This is a genomic window from Kribbella sindirgiensis, assembly GCF_004331435.1.
Classification (GTDB): Bacteria; Actinomycetota; Actinomycetes; order Propionibacteriales; family Kribbellaceae; genus Kribbella; species Kribbella sindirgiensis.
In genome coordinates this window covers 17,324-37,569 of record NZ_SJKA01000005.1, presented here as the reverse complement: position 1 = coordinate 37,569, position 20,246 = coordinate 17,324, and the positions used below count along the sequence as shown (strand labels likewise).

General features: G+C 68.8%; 19 protein-coding genes. 12 read left to right on the top strand and 7 right to left on the bottom strand.

What is annotated here, in order from left to right:
* The 3 genes from dnaE (at nucleotide 1) to E0H50_RS15220 (ending at nucleotide 5,009) form a co-directional block, all read left to right on the top strand.
* Nucleotides 1–3,549: a DNA polymerase III subunit alpha gene (gene dnaE, locus E0H50_RS15230; protein WP_131288678.1), complete on the top strand. Its 3,549-nt coding sequence runs from the start codon at nucleotides 1–3 to the stop codon at nucleotides 3,547–3,549.
* 153 nt (nucleotides 3,550–3,702) lie between these two features.
* Nucleotides 3,703–4,374, top strand: coding sequence for an Abi family protein (locus E0H50_RS15225; RefSeq protein WP_131288676.1), 672 nt, complete (start codon nucleotides 3,703–3,705; stop codon nucleotides 4,372–4,374).
* Nucleotides 4,371–5,009 carry a hypothetical protein gene (locus E0H50_RS15220; protein WP_238150979.1) on the top strand — a complete coding sequence of 213 codons (639 nt, stop codon included), beginning with the start codon at nucleotides 4,371–4,373 and terminating at the stop codon, nucleotides 5,007–5,009. The genes E0H50_RS15225 and E0H50_RS15220 overlap by 4 nt, the downstream gene beginning before the upstream one ends.
* On the opposite strand, the gene E0H50_RS43805 is transcribed toward E0H50_RS15220, so the two are convergent.
* Entirely contained in the window at nucleotides 5,006–5,431 is a 426-nt protein-coding gene (locus E0H50_RS43805) for a hypothetical protein (protein WP_238150978.1), read from the bottom strand. The genes E0H50_RS15220 and E0H50_RS43805 overlap by 4 nt on opposite strands.
* On the opposite strand from E0H50_RS43805, the gene E0H50_RS15215 reads away from it, so the two are divergent.
* The 3 genes from E0H50_RS15215 (at nucleotide 5,426) to E0H50_RS15205 (ending at nucleotide 8,646) form a co-directional block, all read left to right on the top strand.
* The gene (locus E0H50_RS15215) at nucleotides 5,426–6,928 is read left to right on the top strand and encodes a DUF3352 domain-containing protein (RefSeq protein WP_238150977.1); all 1,503 of its coding nucleotides are present in this window, start codon (nucleotides 5,426–5,428) and stop codon (nucleotides 6,926–6,928) included. The genes E0H50_RS43805 and E0H50_RS15215 overlap by 6 nt on opposite strands.
* 135 nt (nucleotides 6,929–7,063) lie before the next feature.
* On the top strand, nucleotides 7,064–7,435 hold the full coding sequence (locus E0H50_RS15210; protein WP_131288674.1) for a VOC family protein: 372 nt from the start codon (nucleotides 7,064–7,066) through the stop codon (nucleotides 7,433–7,435).
* 62 nt (nucleotides 7,436–7,497) lie between these two features.
* Nucleotides 7,498–8,646, top strand: coding sequence for a serine hydrolase domain-containing protein (locus E0H50_RS15205; RefSeq protein ID WP_131288673.1), 1,149 nt, complete (start codon nucleotides 7,498–7,500; stop codon nucleotides 8,644–8,646).
* Here the strand turns inward: E0H50_RS15205 and E0H50_RS15200 are convergent, their stop codons facing one another.
* From E0H50_RS15200 to E0H50_RS15190, 3 genes are all read right to left on the bottom strand, one after another.
* Nucleotides 8,647–9,216, bottom strand: coding sequence for a dihydrofolate reductase family protein (locus E0H50_RS15200; protein ID WP_131288672.1), 570 nt, complete (start codon nucleotides 9,214–9,216; stop codon nucleotides 8,647–8,649).
* Between the two features lie 78 nt (nucleotides 9,217–9,294).
* Nucleotides 9,295–11,127: a DNA helicase RecQ gene (recQ, locus tag E0H50_RS15195; protein ID WP_131288670.1), complete on the bottom strand. Its 1,833-nt coding sequence runs from the start codon at nucleotides 11,125–11,127 to the stop codon at nucleotides 9,295–9,297.
* A gap of 10 nt (nucleotides 11,128–11,137) precedes the next feature.
* The gene (locus E0H50_RS15190; RefSeq protein WP_131288668.1) at nucleotides 11,138–12,010 is read right to left on the bottom strand and encodes a helix-turn-helix domain-containing protein; all 873 of its coding nucleotides are present in this window, start codon (nucleotides 12,008–12,010) and stop codon (nucleotides 11,138–11,140) included.
* A 122-nt stretch (nucleotides 12,011–12,132) separates the two neighbouring features.
* On the opposite strand from E0H50_RS15190, the gene ilvD reads away from it, so the two are divergent.
* Both ilvD and E0H50_RS15180 read left to right on the top strand, forming a co-directional pair.
* Nucleotides 12,133–13,983, top strand: a complete 1,851-nt coding sequence (gene ilvD, locus E0H50_RS15185) for a dihydroxy-acid dehydratase (RefSeq protein WP_131288667.1) — start codon at nucleotides 12,133–12,135, stop codon at nucleotides 13,981–13,983.
* 10 nt (nucleotides 13,984–13,993) lie between these two features.
* The gene (locus E0H50_RS15180; protein WP_131288665.1) at nucleotides 13,994–14,761 is read left to right on the top strand and encodes a phosphotransferase; all 768 of its coding nucleotides are present in this window, start codon (nucleotides 13,994–13,996) and stop codon (nucleotides 14,759–14,761) included.
* Between the two features lie 122 nt (nucleotides 14,762–14,883).
* On the opposite strand, the gene E0H50_RS15175 is transcribed toward E0H50_RS15180, so the two are convergent.
* The 3 genes from E0H50_RS15175 to E0H50_RS15165 all read right to left on the bottom strand — a co-directional run bounded on the left by E0H50_RS15175 (nucleotide 14,884) and on the right by E0H50_RS15165 (nucleotide 16,388).
* The gene (locus tag E0H50_RS15175; RefSeq protein WP_131288663.1) at nucleotides 14,884–15,186 is read right to left on the bottom strand and encodes a type II toxin-antitoxin system PemK/MazF family toxin; all 303 of its coding nucleotides are present in this window, start codon (nucleotides 15,184–15,186) and stop codon (nucleotides 14,884–14,886) included.
* A gap of 10 nt (nucleotides 15,187–15,196) precedes the next feature.
* A complete protein-coding gene (locus E0H50_RS15170; protein WP_131288661.1) occupies nucleotides 15,197–15,433 on the bottom strand; it encodes a ribbon-helix-helix domain-containing protein in 237 nt (78 codons plus the stop codon).
* 283 nt (nucleotides 15,434–15,716) lie between these two features.
* A complete protein-coding gene (locus tag E0H50_RS15165; protein ID WP_131288659.1) occupies nucleotides 15,717–16,388 on the bottom strand; it encodes an LON peptidase substrate-binding domain-containing protein in 672 nt (223 codons plus the stop codon).
* A 135-nt stretch (nucleotides 16,389–16,523) separates the two neighbouring features.
* Here E0H50_RS15165 and hisD point away from each other — a divergent pair, with 135 nt between their 5' ends.
* From hisD to hisH, 4 genes are read left to right on the top strand one after another with little or no spacing between them, the layout of a single operon-like run.
* Nucleotides 16,524–17,861 carry a histidinol dehydrogenase gene (hisD, locus tag E0H50_RS15160; RefSeq protein ID WP_131288657.1) on the top strand — a complete coding sequence of 446 codons (1,338 nt, stop codon included), beginning with the start codon at nucleotides 16,524–16,526 and terminating at the stop codon, nucleotides 17,859–17,861.
* Nucleotides 17,861–18,979: a histidinol-phosphate transaminase gene (locus E0H50_RS15155; protein ID WP_131288656.1), complete on the top strand. Its 1,119-nt coding sequence runs from the start codon at nucleotides 17,861–17,863 to the stop codon at nucleotides 18,977–18,979. The genes hisD and E0H50_RS15155 overlap by 1 nt, the downstream gene beginning before the upstream one ends.
* Entirely contained in the window at nucleotides 18,976–19,578 is a 603-nt protein-coding gene (hisB, locus tag E0H50_RS15150) for an imidazoleglycerol-phosphate dehydratase HisB (protein ID WP_131288654.1), read from the top strand. Before E0H50_RS15155 ends, hisB begins: the two co-directional genes overlap by 4 nt.
* Complete coding sequence (gene hisH / locus E0H50_RS15145) at nucleotides 19,575–20,216, top strand: imidazole glycerol phosphate synthase subunit HisH (RefSeq protein ID WP_131288652.1); 642 nt, start codon at nucleotides 19,575–19,577, stop codon at nucleotides 20,214–20,216. The genes hisB and hisH overlap by 4 nt, the downstream gene beginning before the upstream one ends.
* Nucleotides 20,217–20,246: the final 30 nt, after the last annotated feature.

Genomic DNA, 20,246 nt, shown 5'->3' with positions numbered 1-20,246 from the left:
ATGGCGTCCAGCGACAGTTTTGTGCATCTCCACGTGCACACGGAGTACTCGATGCTGGACGGCGCCGCGCGGATCGACGAGTTGTTCAAGACCGCCCAGGAAATGGGCATGCCGGCGATCGCGACCACCGACCACGGGTACGTGTTCGGCGCCTACGAGTTCTGGAAGACCGCGAAGAAGTACGACGTCAAGCCGATCATCGGCGTCGAGGCGTACCTGACGCCGCACACCCACCGCTCGGAGCGGAAGCGGGTCAAGTGGGGTGACGCGAACTCCGGCCGTGACGACGTCTCCGGCTCGGGTGCCTACACCCACATGACGCTGCTGGCGAAGAACACCTCCGGTATGCACAATCTGTTCAAGATGAGCTCGCTGGCCAGCCTCGAGGGCTACTACTTCAAGCCCCGGATGGACCGCGAGCTGCTGAACACGTACGGCCAGGGCCTGATCGCGACCACCGGCTGCCCGTCCGGCGAGGTGCAGACCCGGCTCCGCCTGGGGCAGTACAAGGAGGCCGTCGAGGCCGCCGCGGAGTTCCGCGACATCTTCGGCCGGGAGAACTACTACTGCGAGCTGATGGACCACGGCCTCGGCATCGAGCGGAACATCCAGGGCGACCTGCTGAAGCTGGCCAAGGAGCTCGGTCTGCCGCTGGTCGCGACCAACGACCTGCACTACACCAAGCCCGAGGACTCGACCGCGCACGCCGCGCTGCTGTGCGTCCAGTCCGGCTCGACGCTGTCCGACCCGAACCGCTTCAAGTTCGACGCGAACGAGTTCTACGTCAAGACCGCGGCCGAGATGCGCGAGGTCTGGAAGGACTTCCCGGAGGCGTGTGACAACACGCTGCTGATCGCCGAGCAGTGCGATGTGAGCTTCACCGAGGGCGAGGGCCGGTTCATGCCGCGGTTCCCGTGCCCCGAGGGCCACAACGAGGAGTCGTGGTTCGTCGCCGAGGTCGAGACCGGTCTGCACTTCCGGTATCCCGACGGGATCCCGGACGACGTCCGGAAGCGCACCGACTACGAGATCGAGGTCATCGTCTCGAAGGGGTACGCCGGCTACTTCCTCGTCGTCGCCGACTTCATCAACTGGGCCAAGGCGAACGGCATCCGGGTCGGCCCGGGCCGTGGCTCCGGCGCGGGCTCGATGTGCGCGTACGCGATGAAGATCACCGACCTGGACCCGCTGCTGCACGGTCTGTTCTTCGAGCGCTTCCTGAACCCGGAACGCATGTCGATGCCCGACTTCGACATCGACTTCGACGACCGTCGCCGCCCCGAGGTGATCCGCTACGTCACCGAGAAGTACGGCGACGACCGGGTCGCGATGATCGTCACCTACGGCACCATCAAGGCCAAGCAGGCGATCAAGGACGCCGGCCGGGTGCTGGACTACCCGTTCGCGATGGGCGACCGGATCACCAAGGCGATGCCGCCCGCGGTGATGGGCAAGGACGTCCCGCTGTCCGGCATCTTCGACCCGCAGCACAAGCGGTACTCCGAGGCCGGCGAGTTCCGCACGCTGTACGAGGGCGACCAGGACGTCCGCAAGATCGTCGACACCGCCCGCGGCCTGGAGAACCTGAAGCGCCAGTGGGGTGTGCACGCGGCCGGCGTGATCATGTCCAGCGAGCCGCTGATCGAGCTGATCCCGATCATGCGCCGCGAGCAGGACGGCCAGGTGATCACCCAGTTCGACTACCCGAGCTGCGAGACGCTCGGCCTGGTCAAGATGGACTTCCTGGGCCTGCGGAACCTGACGATCATGGACGACGCGGTCAAGAACATCGAGGCCGCGCACGGGATCACGATCGACCTCGACAAGCTGAGCAAGGACCTCGACGACAAACCGACGTACGACCTGCTGGCGCGGGGTGACACGCTCGGCGTCTTCCAGTTCGACGGCGGGCCGATGCGGGCGCTGCTGCGGCTGATGAAGCCGGACAACTTCGAGGACATCTCGGCGAGTACGGCGCTCTACCGGCCGGGCCCGATGGGCGCGAACAGCCACACCAACTACGCGCTCCGCAAGAACGGGCAGCAGGAGATCAGCTACCCGCACGACGAGCTCGCGGTCGCGCTCGAGCCCGTCCTCGGCGTCACCTACGGCCTGATCGTGTACCAGGAGCAGGTGATGGAGATCGCCCAGCGCCTGGCCGGCTACACGCTCGGCAAGGCGGACCTGCTGCGCCGGGCGATGGGCAAGAAGAAGCGCGAGGTGCTGGACGCGGAGTACGTCGGCTTCGCGGAGGGCATGAAGTCCAACGGTTTCTCCGACGCGTCGATCAAGGCGCTGTGGGACGTTCTGCTGCCGTTCTCCGACTACGCGTTCAACAAGGCGCACTCCGCGGCGTACGGTCTGGTCTCGTACTGGACCGCGTACATGAAGGCCAACTACCCGGCGGAGTACATGGCCGCCGTCCTGACGTCCGTGAAGGACGACAAGGACAAGATGGCCATCTACCTGAACGAGTGCCGCCGGATGGGCATCAAGGTGCTGCCGCCGGACGTCAACGAGTCCGACTCGAACTTCACCCCGGTCGGCACCGACATCCGCTTCGGCCTGTCCGCGATCCGTAACGTCGGTGTGAACGTGGTCGCCGAGATCGTCGCGGCCCGCGAGGAGAAGGGCCGGTTCACCGACTTCGTCGACTTCATCGACAAGGTGCCGCTGCCGGTCTGCAACAAGCGCGTGATCGAATCGCTGGCCAAGGCCGGCTCGTTCGACTCGATGAGCCACGCCCGGCGGGCGATCGTCGCGGTGCACGAGCAGGCCGTCGACGAGGCCATCGACCTCAAGCGGAACGAGGCGCACGGGCAGTTCGACCTGTTCTCGATGGGTGACGACGACACGGACGAGGGCGAGGGCAACAGCCGCCTGACCGTGACCGTCCCGGAGATCGAGGAGTGGGACAAGGCCACCAAGCTGGCGCACGAGCGCGACATGCTGGGGCTGTACGTGTCCGACCACCCGCTGTTCGGCGTCGAGCACGTGCTCACCAACGGCAGCGACTGCACGATCGGTCAGCTGCTCGCCGACGAGGAGCGGCCGGACGGCAGCCGGGTGACGATCGGCGGCCTGGTGACCGCGGTCCAGCGGAAGGTGAACAAGCGCGGCGACATCTACGCGATCGTCACCATCGAGGACCTCGAAGGTTCGATCGAGGTGATGATGTTCTCCTCGGCGTACCAGCTGCACGCGCACCTGCTCACCAACGACGCGATCATCCTGATGAAGGGCCGGGTACGCCGCCGCGAGGACCGGCTCGAGCTGAGCGGCGACGAGGTCGTCGTCCCCGACCTCACCGAAGGCCCGAGCGGGCCGGTGGTGCTCACGATGCCGGTCAACCGCTGCACTCCGCCGGTCGTCGACCAGCTGAAGGACATCCTGACCTCGCACCCCGGGATGACCGAGGTCCACCTCCGCCTCCAGGCGCGCCAGAAAACGACGGTCATGCGGATCGGCGACCGCTTCCGCGTGACCCCCACCTCGTCCCTCATGGCCGACCTGAAAGCCCTCCTGGGCCCGTCCTGCCTGGCCAGCTGATCGATGGCAGGAGGAAGCGCCCGGACAAGCAAAGGCCCCGGGGGGTTTCCCTGACCGAAGTCGGTACGCCGTCATTCCCGGGGCTCTCGTTGCTTCTCAAGAATACCAGTTCAAGGCGACCTCCGGGCAGGTCTGTGTGCGATGAGTAACCGAATGCAGCGCCACACCGCGTCGCGCAGCCGACCGTGGACGCTGGAGAACCTACTGTCTGAGGCCCGCCTGGGCCCGTATCTCGCCGCGACAGACGGCAGCCTGACCTCGGCACTGCGTCTCTACGACTGGAACACCCAAGCCAGCTCCGCATTCCACGAGGAACTGCACTATGTCGAGGTGGGGCTGCGCAATGCGATGGATCGGCAGCTCGCAGCTTGGGCGAAGGGGCTGGGTGCTCAGTCGTCCTGGTACGCCGATTCGCGCGTACCGCTGACTCCACGGACTCGCCGCAAGGTCGCGGACGCTCGTAACAACGCCACTCGAGGTGGCCGCCCTGAGCTTCATGGCAAGGTAGTCGCCGAGTTGATGTTGGGCTTCTGGTGGTCTCTGCTGTCCGATGAGTACAACCGGCGGCTCTGGCAGCCTTGTCTCCAGTACGCGTTCGACGGGCCGGTCCGCCGAACGCGGTTGCATTCGGAGCTGGATGAACTGCGACGCCTGCGCAATCGGATCGCTCATCACGAGCCAATCCATGGACGTGACCTGCTTGCGGACCATCAGCGCGTGCTCGATGTCGCGAGGCGGATCTCGCCACGACTGAGTGAACGCGTCGAGGCGGTCAGCCGGGTGCCGAAGCTCCTTGTGGAGCGGCCTGCCACACTGTGCACGTGAGTCAACCACGACAACCGTCACTGCCGCAGTCCGGGCAGCCGTCGCCGTACCTGGCGCCGCCGTCGTATAACCCGTTTGGTGCGCCGGTGGTCGAGGAGCCGCGGTTGCCGTGGGCGAAGGCGGTTCTGGTGACCGTGGTGGTGTTCCTGGTCGCCGGTGTGGTGGCCGGGTGGGGATGGCAGCAGTTCTCGCCGTTGGCGCAGTACACCGTGGACGAGCAGGGTGGCGCGCTGGGCGAGGAGCAGATGACCCGGATCTTCGGGCCGGACGGGACGTTCACCGCGATCGGGTTCGTGACGGCCGTGGTGCTCGGCGCCGCGTTGTTCTGGTGGCTGCGGAACTACGGCCCGTGGTCGGTCGCGATCGTCACGCTCGGTGCGTGCCTCGGTGCCGGAGTGTCGTGGGGCGTTGGCATGCTCCTCGGGCACGACCCGCTCGAGCCGCGGCTGCGGGCCGCTCACCCGGGTGATCTCGTCTCGGCCCCGCTGGAGCTGCATACGTGGACCCCGGCGGCCTCCTGGCTGGTCGGTGCCGCCTTGGCCTGCGCGATCATCGCGGCCACCACCTGGCGCGCCGACCCGGTTGCAACCACTTCGCAACCTGCTGCGTCGGACCCTGGACCGCCGCTCCACTAGCCTTTGTAGGTCCGGCGGTGAGGCCACCGGAGCCAGCGAGGGAGCATATGTCCGACCAGAACCAACCACCCACGTACCCAGGTGCCGGCGGTCAGCAGCCGCAGTACGGTCCGCCGCAGGGTCAGAACCCGCAGGGGCAGAACCTCTGGCCCCAGCAGGGCGGTCCCCAGGGCCCGCAGCCGGGCCAGCAGGGCTACCCGCAACAGGGCCAGCCTTACGGCGGCCCACAGCACGGTGCTCCGCAGCAGGGCCAGCAGTACGGCGGCCCACAGCAGGGCGCTCCGCAGCAGGGCCAGCAGTACGGTGCCCCGCAGCAGGGCGGCCCGCAGTACGGCGGTCCCCAGGGTCCGCACGGCCCGCAGCCCGGTTCGCCGTACGGCCAGCCGGGTCAGCCGGGTCAGGCGTCGTACGAGCAGATGCATGTCGGTGGGCAGCCGCCGCAGGGCCCCGGGTACGGCGGTCCGCAGCAGTGGCAGCCGGAGCCGAAGAAGAAGCGCGGCAAGCTGATCCCGATCATCGCCGCCCTGGCGATGGTGCTGGTGGTCGCGGGCGGCGGCATCTTTGCCTACGGCAAGCTCGGTGGCGGCGGTAAGCAGCCGGCCGACGTTCTGCCGGGCACCGCGGTCGGGTACGTCCGCGTGGACCTGAACCCGTCCGCCGGCCAGAAGGTCGCGGCGATCCGGTTCATGATGAAGTTCCCGTCCGTGAAGGACAACCTCGGCCTCACCGGTGAGCAGGACGACCTGAAGCAGAAGCTGTTCGAGCAGATCAAGAAGTCGGCCGGCGACGACCTCGCCCAGGTCGACTACGACAAGGACGTCAAGCCGTGGCTCGGTGACCGCGCCGGATTCGCCGCGCTGCCGCCGGCCGAGGGCAAGGACGAGCCGGTCCCGGTGGTCGCGGTCCAGATCAAGGACGAGGACGCCGCGACCAAGGGCATGGACAAGCTGCTGGCGAACGAGGACGAGAAGCCCGGTCGCGCGTTCAGCAACGGCTACATGCTGCTGGCCGAGAACCAGGCGACCGTCGACTCGGCGATCGCGACGGCGAAGGACAACCCGCTGAGCAAGAACGCCAAGTTCAGCGCGGACATGGACAAGCTCGGCGAGCAGGGCTTCATCTCGGGCTGGGCGGACGCGAAGGGCCTGGCCTCGATCAGCGGCAAGGTCGACTCCGGCCAGATCGCCGGCCTGGGTGACGCGACCGCTGCGGTGGCGCTGCGGTTCGACGCGTCGTACGTCGAGCTCAAGGGCATCGCGCACGGCGACAAGAGCGTCAAGGTGGGTGCCGCCGACGCCGGCGACCTGGTCACGAAGCTGCCGGACAGCACGGCCGGCGCGATCGCGATCTCCGGTGGCGAGAGCCTGATCGACACCGCCTGGGCGCAGGTGCAGAAGGCGGGCGGCGACAAGCTCCAGCCGATGATCGACGAGATCGCGCAGGAGACCGGTCTGAAGCTGCCGGACGACCTGAAGAGCCTCGCGGGCAAGAACCTGTCGGTCTCGATCGACAAGGACACCGCGGACGGCCCGAAGATCGCGGCCCGGATGGAGACCGACCCGGCGAAGGCCGAGCCGGTCGTGCAGAAGCTGACCTCGCTGCTCCGCCAGCGGTCGTCGGCGAACATCCCGATCGAGACCGCGAAGGACGACGACACGCTCGTCGTCTCGACCAGCAAGGACTACGCGGAGACGGTGCTGAAGGGCGGCAACCTTGGCGGCACCGAGAACTTCAAGCAGGCCCTGCCCGACACCAAGGGCGCCGTGATGATCGGGTACGTCGACTTCGAGGCTGCCGGCGCGCTCAGCGACCGGTTCTCCGAGGACAAGGATCTGGCCGCACTCCGCTCAGCCGGCATCGTGACCCGCTCCACCGGCGACGGCGAGGCGGAAATCACCATGCGAGTCGTCGCGAAGTAGTCAGCCACACGCTGCCGAACAGCCCCGGACCGCCTGATCGCAGGCGGTCCGGGGTTTCTTTTCGGGGTGATGTCGAAAACCGCGGATCGGGTTCTACCTCTGGGTGAAAGCACCTCTTCACGAAGGAGAACCACCATGAACCATGTCAGCGAGATCCGCACCGTCGGCGTACCGGTGACCGACCAGGACCGTGCGGTCGCGTTCTACATCGAGACCCTGGGCTTCGAGCTGCTGATGGACGCACCGCTGCCGCAGTTCGGCGGCCGCTGGATCGTGGTCGCGCCGGCCGGCTCGGCCGCGAGTATCGCGCTCGTACCCGCGAGGGAGGGCAATCCGGCCGGCGTCGACACCGGCATCCGGATGGCCAGCCCGGACGCGAAGGCGGCCCACGAGTACTTCCTCGGTGCCGGCGTCGACACCGACGAACTGCTCGAGTGGCCGGGCGTCCCGCCGATGTTCAGCCTCCGCGACCCGGACGGAAACCGGCTCTACATCTCCCAGGCCTGACCCGTCGAATACTGCCCGATCGGGAAGGGGGTCGTGGGCTGCTGCGGTGTCATCATCGACGGATGGCGCGAACTGGGGTGGCAGTGCTGCTGGTGCTGGGGCTGGTGGGCTGTTCGGGCGGGGACGGGCAGCCCGGGGGTCCACCAAGCACTCCGGCCGCCGTGAGCTTTCCCGACCCGGGGACGGGCGCACTGGATCCGGCGAAGGCGAAGGTGCTGCAGGACGTGCTCGCGAAGGTGGTGTCGATGCCGGACATCGAGTCCGGCGCGCGGGGCGTGACCGCGGCGGTGGTCACCGATCAGTGGAGCTGGTCGGGCGCCGCCGGGCTCGACGCGCGCGGGACGAAGCTGGTGCCGACGTCGAGCATGGCGGTCGCGAGTATCACCAAGACGTTCGTCGCGTCCGAGGTGATGCTGCTCGCGAAGGCGAAGAAGGTCGATCTCGATGCGCCGCTGTCGACGTACGTGAAGCACAAGCTGACCGCGAACAACGCGACCGTTCGCCAGCACCTCTCGATGACGTCCGGCGTACCGAACTACTTGCCGGAGGACTACGGCCGGATGGACAAGGCGATCGCGGCCGTGCCCAGCAAGCACTGGACCCCCGAGCAGGCGCTGTCCTACGACACCGCGCCCGTTGGGCCGCCCAACAGCCCCTACAACTACAGCAACCCGAGCTACGTTCTGCTCGGCATGCTGATCGAGAAGGTGACCGGGCAATCGCTCGCCGCCGTACTTCGCCGGGACCTCGCGATCCCGGCCGGTCTGCAGCACGCTGCCTTCCAGGACGCCGAGAAGCCACAGGCGCCGGTGGTCGCCGACGCCAACCCGGCGTGCGGCGCACCGGACGGATACCTTCCCTGCCGGGCGATCGCCAGCCTGTCCGCGGCGAACGCGGGTCTGGCCGCCGATGCGCCGACGGTCGCGCGCTGGGGCTACGAGCTGTACGGCGGCCGCGTGCTGCCGGCCGATCTCGTCGCGGACATGACCAGCGGCGACGGCGAGTACGGACTGGGCACGATGCTGTTCTCGCAGCAGTTCGGGGCGGACCCGGCGTACGGTCATCGCGGTGACCTGCCCGATCACTCCAGTCTGCTGCTCGTGATCCCGGCCAAGAAGCTCGCGATCGCGATACTCCTTGCGGACGGCAACAAACACGTCGACACCACGATGACCGGCCTGCTGACCGCAGTGGGACCGCTGCTCAGCTGATCAGCGGCGGACCCGGTAGCGCAGGTGGGTTGCTCGCGGTGTGTCGATCACGCGGACGATCTCGAGTTCGACGCGTTCGGGGAGTACGTCGAACAGGCGCAGGCCGCTGCCGAACAGGACCGGGACCTGGCTGAGCTGCAGCTCGTCGAGGACGCCGGCCGCCAGTGCCAGCTGTGCGGTGATCGCGCCGTGGACCAGTACGTCCTTGTCACCGGCCGCCGCCTTGGCCTGCGCCATCGCGGTCTCGATATCGCCGACGACGTGGACGTTCTCGTAGCCGACCGGTGACGGGTCGCGGCTGAGGACGAAGAGCGGTACGCCGTGGTGGTCGCCGCCGTAGTAGTCGACCTGCTCCGCCGTACGACGGCCGACAAGGACCGCGCCGGTGGCGTTCAACTCGTCCCAGATCTCGCCCGGCTCGCCGTCCGGGCGGCCGACCTCGCCGTCCGCGTCCAGGTACCACTCGTGCAACCGCAGGAAGTCGTCGCCGCCCGGGTTACCGGGCCGGTCGTCCGGACCGGCGATGTAGCCGTCGGCGGACATCGACATCAACAGCACCGATGAGGACATGAGCGTTCTCCAGTCTTCGCGAGCACGGCCGCTCCGCACCCTTGCCTACGCGTCGAAGACCGCGAACACGATTCGACATCACTCCGCGGCCAATGTCTCCAGCACGCCCTCGCCGTACTTGGTCAGCTTGTTCTCGCCGATGCCGCTGATCGTGCCGAGCTCGGCCAGCGACGTCGGCTGGTCGGTGGCGATCTGCCGCAGCGTCGCGTCGTGGAAGATGACGTACGCCGGGACGCCCTGCTCCTTGGCGGTGGCTGCCCGCCACGCGCGCAACCGCTCGAACACCGGCGCCGCCTCCGGTGGCAGATCGACCGCCGGCTTCTTCCCGCCCGACGACCTGCTCGAAGACCGGGTGCGCTCGGGCTCGCGGCGCATCATCACCTCGCGCCGTTTGCCGAGCACCTCGCCGCTCTCCTCGGTCAGCACGAGCGTGCCGTAGTCGCCTTCGACGGCGAGCAGCCGCAGTGCGAGCAGCTGCCGGATGACGCCACGCCACTCGGTGTCCTTCAGCTCGGTGCCGATCCCGAACACCGTCAGCTGGTCGTGCCGGAACTGCTTGACCTTCTCGGTCTCCTTGCCGAGCAGGATGTCGATCAGCTGTCCCGCACCGAACTTCTGCCCGCGCTCCCGCTGCAGCCGGTACACCGTCGACAGCAGTTTCTGCGCCGCGATCGTCCCGTCCCACGACTCGGGCGGCGTCAGGCACGTGTCGCAGTTCCCGCAGGCGTCGCCGTGCTGGCCGAAGTACGCCAGGAGTTGCGACCGCCGGCACTGCACGGTCTCGCACAGCGCGAGCATCGCGTCGAGATGTGAGCTGAGCCGCCGTCGATGCGCGAGGTCGCCCTCGGACGTGTCGATCATCTTGCGCTGCTGCACGACGTCCTGCAGCCCGTACGCCAGCCAGGCGGTCGAGGGCAGTCCGTCCCGCCCCGCGCGACCGGTCTCCTGGTAGTACCCCTCGACGGACTTCGGCAGGTCGAGATGCGCGACGAACCGGACGTCCGGCTTGTCGATCCCCATCCCGAACGCGATGGTCGCCACCACGACCAGCCCGTCCTCGCGCAGGAACCGCGCCTGGTTCGTCGCGCGGGTCCGGCTGTCCAGGCCCGCGTGGTACGGCACGGCCTCGATCCCGTTCTGGGTGAGGAAGGCAGCAGTCTTCTCGACGCTGTTGCGGGACAGGCAGTACACGATGCCGGCGTCGCCGGCGTGCTCGGTGCGGAGCAGGTCGAGCAGCTGCCGCTGCGGGTTGTCCTTCGGGACGATCCGGTACTGGATGTTGGGCCGGTCGAAGCTCGCGACGAAGTGCTTCGCCTCGTCCAGCTTCAGCCGGGTCGCGATCTCCTGATGGGTCGCCTCGGTCGCCGTCGCGGTCAACGCGATCCGCGGGACGTCGGGCCAGCGCTCGTGCAGCTCGGACAGCATCAGGTAGTCGGGCCGGAAGTCGTGGCCCCACTGCGACACGCAGTGCGCCTCGTCGATCGCGAACAGCGCGATCTTGCCCTGGTCGAGCAGCCGCACGGTCGACTCCACCCGCAGCCGCTCGGGCGCCAGGTACAGCAGGTCGAGCTCGCCGGCCAGGAACGCCTGCTCGACCTCACGCCGCTGGTCGAAGTCCTGCGTGGAGTTCAGGAATCCCGCCCGTACGCCGAGCGCGGTCAGCGCGTCCACCTGGTCCTGCATCAACGCGATCAGCGGCGAGATCACGACGCCGACGCCGGACCGGACGAGCGACGGGATCTGGTAGCACAGCGACTTGCCGCCACCGGTCGGCATCAGCACCAGCGCGTCACCGCCCGCGACGACGGTGTCGATGATGTCGGCCTGCTCACCGCGGAAGGATTCGTACCCGAACACCCGCCGGAGAACCTGAAGCGCTTCGGAATCGGGCAACTCGGTCGTCTCACTCACCCCGGCGAGTTTAGTGAGATCCGGCCGACGATGCTGGCACGATCGCCGCAACCTGTGGATTACCCGGCAGACTCGGCAGTTCCTCGGTCATCCACTGCCGCGGTGAGCAGCCGGCGATCGCCCGAAACTCACGGGTCAGGTGCGACTGGTCGGCGTACCCTGCAGCGGCCGACAGCTCCGACAACCGGGTGCGCGGATGGCCGCGCAGGTAGCTGGTGACGCGCTCGAAGCGCAGGACCCGGGACGCGACCTTGGGCGGCAGGCCGAACTCGGACGTGAACCGGTCGGTGAGGTGCCGCCGGCTCCAGCCGACCTCGGTCGCCAGCTCCTGTACGCCGATGGCGCCGCTCGACGCGCACAGCCGCTGCCACGCCCAGTCGAGCTCCGGACGGGCCGCACTGGGCCGGCGCGCGCCGAGCCACCGCAGCAACATGTCCTCGAGCACATCGAAGCGGGTCGACCAGCTCGCCTCCGCACGGAGGTGCTCGGTCAGCTCGCGGGCCGGTCGTCCGAGCACGTCGTCGAGGCCGACGACCGCCGACGCGAGCTCGCCCGGCGGCAGCCCGAACAGCACGCGCGCGGCCGCGGGAGCGAGTGACAGCTGCACACCGGCCCGGCTCGGCGTCTGACCGATCTGCACGGCCGTGGAGTGCAGTCCGCCGACGAGCGCGTCGTACTTCTCCACGGGGCTGCCCGGCCACGCGACGCCGAGGGGGTCGTCGAGCGTGACGACCAGGGTCAGGTAGCGGGAGGGCAGGCCGCGGTGCAGGTCCGGGGGATCGGCGTTGTACGCGTAGCCGATGACGTCACCGACGTACGGCCGCAGGGCAGGGTGCACCGGACGGGTCGCATAGCTCGTCGTCGCGTGCGCACTCCCGGTCATGAGATCAGGCTAGAGGTGTCCACGGACAGAATCAGTGCTCCAGGATCCGGGACCCGCGTACCGGCATCCGGACGAGCGTGGCAGTATCGATAGGTACGTACTAGCTGCAAGGAGATGTCGTCGTGCCTGCTCTCAGGTCCCGCACTGTCACCCACGGCCGCAACATGGCGGGCGCCCGCGCGCTCATGCAGGCCTCCGGGGTAGCCCGGGAGGACTTCGGGAAGCCGATCATCGCGGTGGCGAACAGCTTCACCGAGTTCGTCCCCGGCCACACGCACCTGGCCCCGGTCGGCCGGATCGTGTCCGAGGCGATCCACGCGGCCGGCGGCATCGCCCGCGAGTTCAACACGATCGCCGTCGACGACGGGATCGCGATGGGTCACGGCGGCATGCTCTACAGCCTGCCGTCCCGCGACCTGATCGCCGACTCGGTCGAGTACATGGTCGAGGCGCACTGCGCGGACGCGCTGGTCTGCATCTCGAACTGCGACAAGATCACCCCCGGCATGCTGATGGCGGCGCTCCGGCTGAACATCCCGACCGTGTTCGTCTCCGGCGGCCCGATGGAGGCCGGCCGCGCGACGCTCGTCGACGGCACGGTCCGCAAGCTCGACCTGATCGACGCGATGTCCGAGGCCGTCAACGAGAACGTCTCCGACGCCGACATCCTGCGGATCGAGGAGAACGCCTGCCCGACCTGCGGTTCCTGTTCCGGCATGTTCACCGCGAACTCGATGAACTGCCTGACCGAGGCGATCGGCCTCTCGCTGCCCGGCAACGGCTCCGTGCTGGCCACGCACACCGCCCGCCGCGCGCTGTACGAGAAGGCCGGCGAGACCGTCGTGCGGATCACCCAGCGGTACTACGACAACGACGACGCCACCGTGCTGCCGCGCAACGTCGCCTCCAAGGAGGCGTTCGGGAACGCGATGGCGCTGGACATCGCGATGGGCGGGTCGACCAACACGATCCTGCACCTGCTCGCCGCTGCGCAGGAGGCGGAGGTCGACTTCGACCTCGACGACATCAACGCGGTCTCGCGCCGCGTCCCGTGCCTGGCGAAGGTCGCGCCGAACGTGGCGCCGCAGGGCACGTACTACATGGAGGACGTGCACCGCGCCGGCGGCATCCCGGCCATCCTCGGTGAGCTGCACCGCGCCGGCCTGCTGAACCAGAACATCCACACCGTGCACAGCGACTCGATCGACGAGTGGCTGAAGACGTGGGACCTGCGCGGCGGGTCGCCGTCGCCGGAGGCTGTCGAGCTGTGGCACGCGGCGCCGGGCTGCAAGCGGTCGGCGACCGCGTTCTCGCAGTCGGAGCGGTGGGAGACGCTGGACGACGACGCGGCGAACGGCTGCATCCGGGACCGCGAGCACGCGTACTCCAAGGACGGCGGTCTCGCCGTACTGAAGGGCAACCTGGCCGTCGACGGCTGTGTGGTGAAGACGGCCGGCGTGGACGAGTCGATCTGGACGTTCGAGGGCCCCGCGGTGGTGTGCGAGTCGCAGGAGCAGGCCGTCGAGAAGATCCTCGCCAAGCAGATCCAGCCCGGCGACGTCATCGTGATCCGGTACGAAGGCCCGAAGGGCGGGCCGGGGATGCAGGAGATGCTGTACCCGACCTCGTACCTGAAGGGCCGCGGCCTGGGCAAGGTGTGCGCGCTGATCACCGACGGCCGCTTCTCCGGCGGTACGTCGGGACTCTCGATCGGGCACGTGTCGCCCGAGGCGGCGTCCGGCGGGACGATCGCACTGGTCCAGGACGGCGACCGGATCAAGATCGACATCCCGAACCGGTCGATCGAGCTGCTGGTCGGCGACGAGGAGCTGGCCGCGCGCGAGGCGGCGCTGAACGGCGTCTACGCCCCGAAGAACCGCGACCGCAAGGTCTCGAACGCGCTGAAGACCTACGCCGCCATGGCCACCAGCGCCGACAAGGGCGCCGTCCGCGACATCAGCAAGCTCGGCTGACCCGCAGCCGATGGACGAGCTGCTCCCCGGCGGCAGGTTCTCCCAGCCGGTCCGTCGGGGCGATACCGTCCAGCGCCGCCGCAGTACGGCGAACACCCATGCTTTGCTACGGCATTTCGAGGCGGTCGGATTCGATCTCGCGCCACGCCTCGTCGACGTCGATACCACGTCCGAGACGCTGACCTACCTTCCAGGGGCAACGGGGTACCCGCCGCTGAGTGCGGACCTGCGGTCGGACGAGGCACTGGTGAGCGTTGCCCGCGCGATCCGCCGCCTGCACGACGCGACCGAGGGCTTCGTCCCGGCCGAGCAGCACAGCTGGAACGCACTGGAGGTCGCGGCGCCGGTCACCATCGACTGCATCGGGCACCACGACCTGGCGCCCTGGAACCTCGTGTTCGAGGGACGCCAGGTCACCGGGATCATCGACTGGGACACGATCCGGCCGTCCAATCGCCGGTGGGACCTCGCCTACACCGCACACCAGTTCGTACCGTTCCATCCGCCGGCCTCGCTGGAGCCGTTCGGCTGGACGAGTGAGCCGGAGCGTGCCCGACGGCTTCGGCTGTTCTGCGATTCGTACGACGCCGGGGTCGAGCCGGCCGAACTGGTGGATCTGGCGGCGATCAGACTGCTGTCGTTCGGTGCGCACATCGAGGAGCGGGTGCGGGCGGGCGACCCGGTGTTCGCGGTGCATGCCGACGAGGACCACGCGGGCGGCTACCGAGCGGCTGCGGCGTACCTACTGGCACATCGAGCCGAGCTGCTTCAGGTGTGATGCCCAGCGAGGTTGACCAGTCGCGCCATCACCACCACACGTGCGGGTGGTCCTTTCCGGTAACAATGTTGCGTCTGGCGGCAGAAAGGTTCCGGAAAGACGCCCGGGCCCGGACAGCAACGTCAGAACTCGAGGTCGAAGGCCAGGTTGATCGCCTCGGCCAGGGCTGGTTCCTGGTCGGGGTGGAGGTAGCCGATCAGGCGGCCGAGCTGGGCCTTCGGGATGGTCTGGATGTTGTCGCAGGAGATCGCGCTCGGGTGGTCGAGGCCGTTGTCGGGTCCAACCAGGACCTCGGTGGACAGGCCGCGGATCGTGCTGGTGATCGGGGCGACCGTCACGTTGGTGAGACGCGGGCGGATCAGTTCACGGGTCAGCACGACGACCGGCCGGGGCTTGTCGAGCCGGGCGATGTGCAGTGGACGCACGACGTCGTACTCAGTCGAGGTCGCTGAGGACGGTGCCCGCTGCTGTGGGGGCGAGGCCCTCGAGATCGTCGTACCCGCCGTGCTCGCTCAGGATGTCGAGGTCGCGCGCCGCCAGCTCGCGCCGCCGCTCACGCACCATCGCCCGGGCGACCACGGAGGCCCGGCTCGTCGCCTTGTCGGTCGCGACGAGCTCGTCCATGAAGTCGACCAACTCGTCCGGCAGCCGGACCGTGATCTGCTTGCTCATACCAAAACCATACCGCTACGGGATTCATTTCGGTAGCACTAACCAGAGCCATGCGCCGCAAGTTCGCGTCGTACGTCAAGCCTGAGGCGATCGCGGCGCACCCGGCAGGGACCGCAGCGCACCGACCAGCATGCTCCGTCCACAAAACGCCCCAAACCGGTTTGGGGAGGTTCTTGTCCCGATCCGGGGGTACGAACCTCCCCGGACTTCGCTGGATGCCGCAGGCTGGCCGCGATCAGTTCTTCGGGCCTGGACTCAGCTCGCGAGTTTCGGGCGCAGGAGGCTAGTTGGGGGAGAGGGCCGACCAGGCGATGAGGTCGGTGGCGGGCAGCGACGGGAGGGCGGTGATCGCGGAGAGCTCGGTGTCGATGAGGGCGACGAGCTGGACGAGGCGGGTGGTGACGTCCTCGGCCTCGAGGAGCTTCTGCCGGTCGGGGGTCATGAGTTTCATCGCGGCCGACATCAGGTACGACAACGTGCCCGGGTCGTCGGGGAGGTCGCCGAGGTGCAGGCCGGGGCGGCTGATCTCGCTGATCGCGTCGGCGTACTTGCGGAACCGCTCGAGCGCGACCGTCGCCGTCCCCAGCGGGTCGTCGCCGAGGTCGTCGGGCAGCCACTCGACATCCGCGACCAGGTAGTCGCCGGCGCCGTCCAGCTCGCTCACCTTGAACCGCCGGTTGCCGGTCAGCGTCACCTCGATCGGCCCGTCGTCGTCCGCGTCCAGCGCGATCTCGGAGATCGTCGCCGCGCAGCCCGTCCCGTACAGCGACCGGAACACCCGCTCGCCCAGCTCGTACCCGTCGCGGACCGCGAGCGCGCCGCAGACCAGCTCGCCGCCGTTCTCGACCAGGTCGCGGACCACCGCGCGGCCCTGGACGTCGGTCACCGGGATGGAGACCACCAGGCCGGGAAAGATCACCGTGTCGACAGTGAGCAACGGCAGGCGGGAGTCCATGCCGATGAGCCTAGTGGACACCGCCCCCGATCACGGCCGGTGACTGCGCCCTACACAGTGCCGGTACGGCGTTGCTCGCGGCCGACCTGTGGATACTGGGCGAGGCGGCCCGGGCCGCGCCACTAGACTGGCGCCATGATTCGCCGCGTCGACCTGCGGGGCCGAGTGGCGGCCGGAGAGGTCTCCGACCTCCAAGCCGAAGTGAATGCCCTCGTTCCCCGAGCCGTGTTCGACGTCGAGAAGGCTCTCGACGTCGTCCGACCCATCTGCCTGGACGTCCGCCATCGCGGCCTCGAGGCGATCCGGGAGTACGGCGAGAAGTTCGACCATGTGCGCGTCGAGGACATCAGGGTCCCGGCCGCGGCGCTGAAGACCGCGCTCGAGGACCTCGACCCGGAGGTGCGCAGCGCCTTCGAGGAGTCGATCCGCCGGGTCCGTGAGGTCAGCCAGGACGAGCTCACCGCCGACATCGCCTCCGAGCCTGCTCCCGGCGGGCGGGTGACCCAGCGGTTCGTCCCGGTCCAGCGCGTCGGCCTGTACGTGCCGGGCGGCCGGGCGCCGCTCGCGTCCTCGGTCGTCATGAACGTCGTCCCGGCGCAAGTGGCCGGCGTACCGTCCCTCGCTGTTGCTTCACCGCCACAGAAGGAGTTCGGCGGCCTGCCGCACCCGACGGTGCTGGCGGTGTGCGCGCTGCTCGGGATCGAAGAGGTCTACGCGATGGGCGGCGCGCAGGCGATCGCCGGTTTCGCGTACGGCTTCGGTGCTGGTGTCACGGGCTGCAAGAAGGTCAACCTGATCACGGGTCCGGGCAACATCTACGTGGTCGCCGCCAAGCGGTTCCTGCTGGGCGAGGTCGGCATCGACTCCGAGGCCGGCCCGACCGAGATCGCGGTGCTCGCCGACGACACCGCCGATCCGAAGCACGTCGCCGCCGACCTGATCAGCCAGGCCGAGCACGACCCGATGGCCGCCAGCGTGCTGGTGACACCGTCCGAAGCCTTGGCCGCTGCGGTCGAGGCCGAGCTGCCGGGCCAGGTCGCGCAGACCAAGCACCGGGATCGCGTGACCGAGGCACTGCAGGGTCAGCAGTCGGCCGTCGTGCTGGTCGACGACCTCGAGCAGGGCACCGCGGTCGTGGACGCGTACGCCGCCGAGCACCTGGAGATCCAGACCGCCGACGCCGAGGAGCGGGCCGGCCTGATCACCAACGCCGGCGCGATCTTCGTCGGCAGCTGGTCGCCGGTGTCGCTCGGCGACTACTGCGCCGGCTCCAACCACGTCCTCCCGACGGCCGGTTGCGCCTGCCACTCGTCCGGCCTGTCCGTGCGCAGCTTCCTCAAGGCAGTGCACGTGATCAACTACTCGCGCGACGCGTTGCAGGAGGTCGCCGGTCACGTGGTCACGCTCGCCCACGCCGAGGATCTGCCTGCTCACGGCGCCGCGGTGTCCGTCCGATTCCCAGGGGAGCAGTGATGGGGCGCTTCGACGGGCTGCCGATCCGCGAGGAGCTGAAGAGCTTCGAGCCGTACGGCGCCCCGCAGCTCGACGTCCCGGTGCTCCTGAACGTCAACGAGAACCCGTACCCGGCGAGCGAGGCGACCGTCGCCGACATCGCCGCGGCGGTCACCGAGGCCGCCCGGGGCATGAACCGGTACCCGGACCGCGAGTTCATCGGCCTCCGCGCGGATCTCGCGGCGTACCTGGCCCGTGAGTCCGGTGCCCAGCTCGAGCCGGAGCAGCTCTGGGCGGCGAACGGGTCCAACGAGGTGATGCTGCACATCCTGCAGGCCTTCGGCGGCCCCGGCCGTACGGCGCTCTCGTTCGCGCCGACGTACTCGATGTATCCGGAGTACGCGCGGGACACGAACACCGCGTGGGTGGCCGGCCGCCGCGCCGAGGACTTCACGCTGGACAAGAGCAAGGCGCTCGCGGCGATCTCCCGGCACCGCCCGTCGGTGGTGCTGCTCGCCTCGCCGAACAACCCGACCGGGACGGCGCTGCCGATCGACGTGACCGAGGCGATCGTCGCGCAGGCCGGTGCCCAGGGCGCCGTGGTCGTGGTCGACGAGGCGTACGCCGAGTTCCGCCGCACCGGGACGCCCAGTGCGGTCAGCCTGTTGCCGTCGTACCCGAATCTCGCGGTCGCGCGGACGATGTCGAAGGCGTTCGCGATGGCCGGCGGCCGGGTCGGGTACCTTGCCGCGAGCAAGCAGTTCGTGGATGCGTTGCGGATCGTCCGGCTGCCGTACCACCTGTCCGCGGTGACCCAGGCGGTCGCGCGGGCGGCGTTGCAGCACTCCGACGAGCTGCTCGGCCGGGTCGAGCAGTTGCGGGTCGAGCGCGACGAGACGGTCGACTGGCTGCGGTCGCTGGGGTTGCGGGCGGTCGACTCGGACGCGAACTTCGTCCTGTTCGGCACGTTCGCGGACCGGCACGCGGTCTGGCAGGCGTTGCTGGACGACGGCGTACTGATCCGGGAGACCGGTCCGGACGGCTGGTTGCGGGTCTCGATCGGCACCGGCGACGAGATGGCCGCGTTCCGCGCTTCACTGGAGCGCGTTCTGAAGACAGATACGGGAAGGCTGACATGAGCGGGCGTACGGCGCGGATTGATCGCGAGACCAGTGAGTCGAAGGTCCTCGTCGAGCTGAACATCGACGGCGAGGGCCGGGCGGACATCTCCACCGGGGTCGGGTTCTACGACCACATGCTGAACGCGCTCGCCAAGCACGCGCTGCTCGACCTGCACGTGAACACGGTCGGCGACCTGGAGATCGACGCGCACCACACGGTCGAGGACACCGCGATCGGTATCGGTCAGGCGCTGAAGGAAGCGCTGGGCGACAAGCGCGGGATCCGACGGTTCGGCGATGCGACCGTGCCGCTCGACGAGGCGCTCGTGCACTGCACGGTCGACCTGTCCGGGCGTCCGTACTGCGTGCACACCGGCGAGCCGGACGGTCAGGTGTACGCGATCATCGGCGGCGACTACTCCGGTTCGCTGACCCAGCACGTGTTCGAGACGCTCGCGTTCAACGCCGCGATCTGCGTACACATCCGGGTGCTGTCCGGCCGCGACCCGCACCACATCGTCGAGGCGCAGTTCAAGGCGTTCGCCCGGGCACTCCGGGCCGCCGCCGAGCTGGACCCACGGCAGCCGGGCATCCCGTCCACGAAGGGCGCCCTGTGAGCAAAAAGGTTGTTCTGCTCGACTACGGGTCCGGCAACATCCGGTCGGGGGAGCGCGCGCTGCAACGCGTCGGCGCCGACGTCACGGTGACCTCCGACTTCGACGCGGCCTGCAACGCGGACGGTCTGCTCGTGCCAGGCGTCGGCGCCTTCGAGGCCTGTATGACCGGGCTGAAGTCGGTCCGTGGCGATGTCGCGGTCGACCGCCGGCTGACCGGCGGGCGTCCGGTGCTCGGGATCTGCGTGGGCATGCAGATCCTGTTCGCCCGGGGCATCGAGCACGGCGTCGAGACCGAGGGCTGCGAGCAGTGGCCCGGTACCGTCGAGCGTCTGCAGCCGAAGAACGACCAGCCGGTCCCGCACATGGGCTGGAACACGGTCGACGTTCCCGGCGGTACGACGCTGTTCGACGGCATCGAGAAGGAACGTTTCTACTTCGTGCACTCGTACGGCGTGCGCGAGTGGCAACTGGTGGACGCCCGCGAGTCGGTCGCCCCGCTGGTGACCTGGACGACGTACGGCGCCGACCGGTTCGTCGCGGCCGTCGAGAACGGACCGCTCTCGGCCACTCAGTTCCACCCGGAGAAGTCCGGTGACGCCGGCGCCGATCTGCTCGCCAACTGGGTTCGATCGTTATAAGACCAGTTGCATAACTGGTTTCACCCCTGA

Coding starts and splice junctions, on each gene's coding strand:
- dnaE (WP_131288678.1), top strand. CDS start 1: ATGGCGTCCAGCGACAGTTTTGTGCATCTCCACGTGCACACGGAGTAC.
- E0H50_RS15170 (WP_131288661.1), bottom strand. CDS start 15,433: ATGAGCAAGCAGATCACGGTCCGGCTGCCGGACGAGTTGGTCGACTTC.
- E0H50_RS15190 (WP_131288668.1), bottom strand. CDS start 12,010: ATGACCGGGAGTGCGCACGCGACGACGAGCTATGCGACCCGTCCGGTG.
- E0H50_RS15200 (WP_131288672.1), bottom strand. CDS start 9,216: ATGTCCTCATCGGTGCTGTTGATGTCGATGTCCGCCGACGGCTACATC.
- E0H50_RS43805 (WP_238150978.1), bottom strand. CDS start 5,431: ATGCATCTGCTCGTACGACGCCTGACCCGGCTGACCCGGCTGGCCGTA.
- hisD (WP_131288657.1), top strand. CDS start 16,524: ATGATTCGCCGCGTCGACCTGCGGGGCCGAGTGGCGGCCGGAGAGGTC.
- E0H50_RS15180 (WP_131288665.1), top strand. CDS start 13,994: ATGGACGAGCTGCTCCCCGGCGGCAGGTTCTCCCAGCCGGTCCGTCGG.
- E0H50_RS15165 (WP_131288659.1), bottom strand. CDS start 16,388: ATGGACTCCCGCCTGCCGTTGCTCACTGTCGACACGGTGATCTTTCCC.
- E0H50_RS15215 (WP_238150977.1), top strand. CDS start 5,426: ATGCATGTCGGTGGGCAGCCGCCGCAGGGCCCCGGGTACGGCGGTCCG.
- E0H50_RS15155 (WP_131288656.1), top strand. CDS start 17,861: ATGGGGCGCTTCGACGGGCTGCCGATCCGCGAGGAGCTGAAGAGCTTC.
- E0H50_RS15225 (WP_131288676.1), top strand. CDS start 3,703: ATGCAGCGCCACACCGCGTCGCGCAGCCGACCGTGGACGCTGGAGAAC.
- E0H50_RS15210 (WP_131288674.1), top strand. CDS start 7,064: ATGAACCATGTCAGCGAGATCCGCACCGTCGGCGTACCGGTGACCGAC.
- hisB (WP_131288654.1), top strand. CDS start 18,976: ATGAGCGGGCGTACGGCGCGGATTGATCGCGAGACCAGTGAGTCGAAG.
- E0H50_RS15205 (WP_131288673.1), top strand. CDS start 7,498: ATGGCGCGAACTGGGGTGGCAGTGCTGCTGGTGCTGGGGCTGGTGGGC.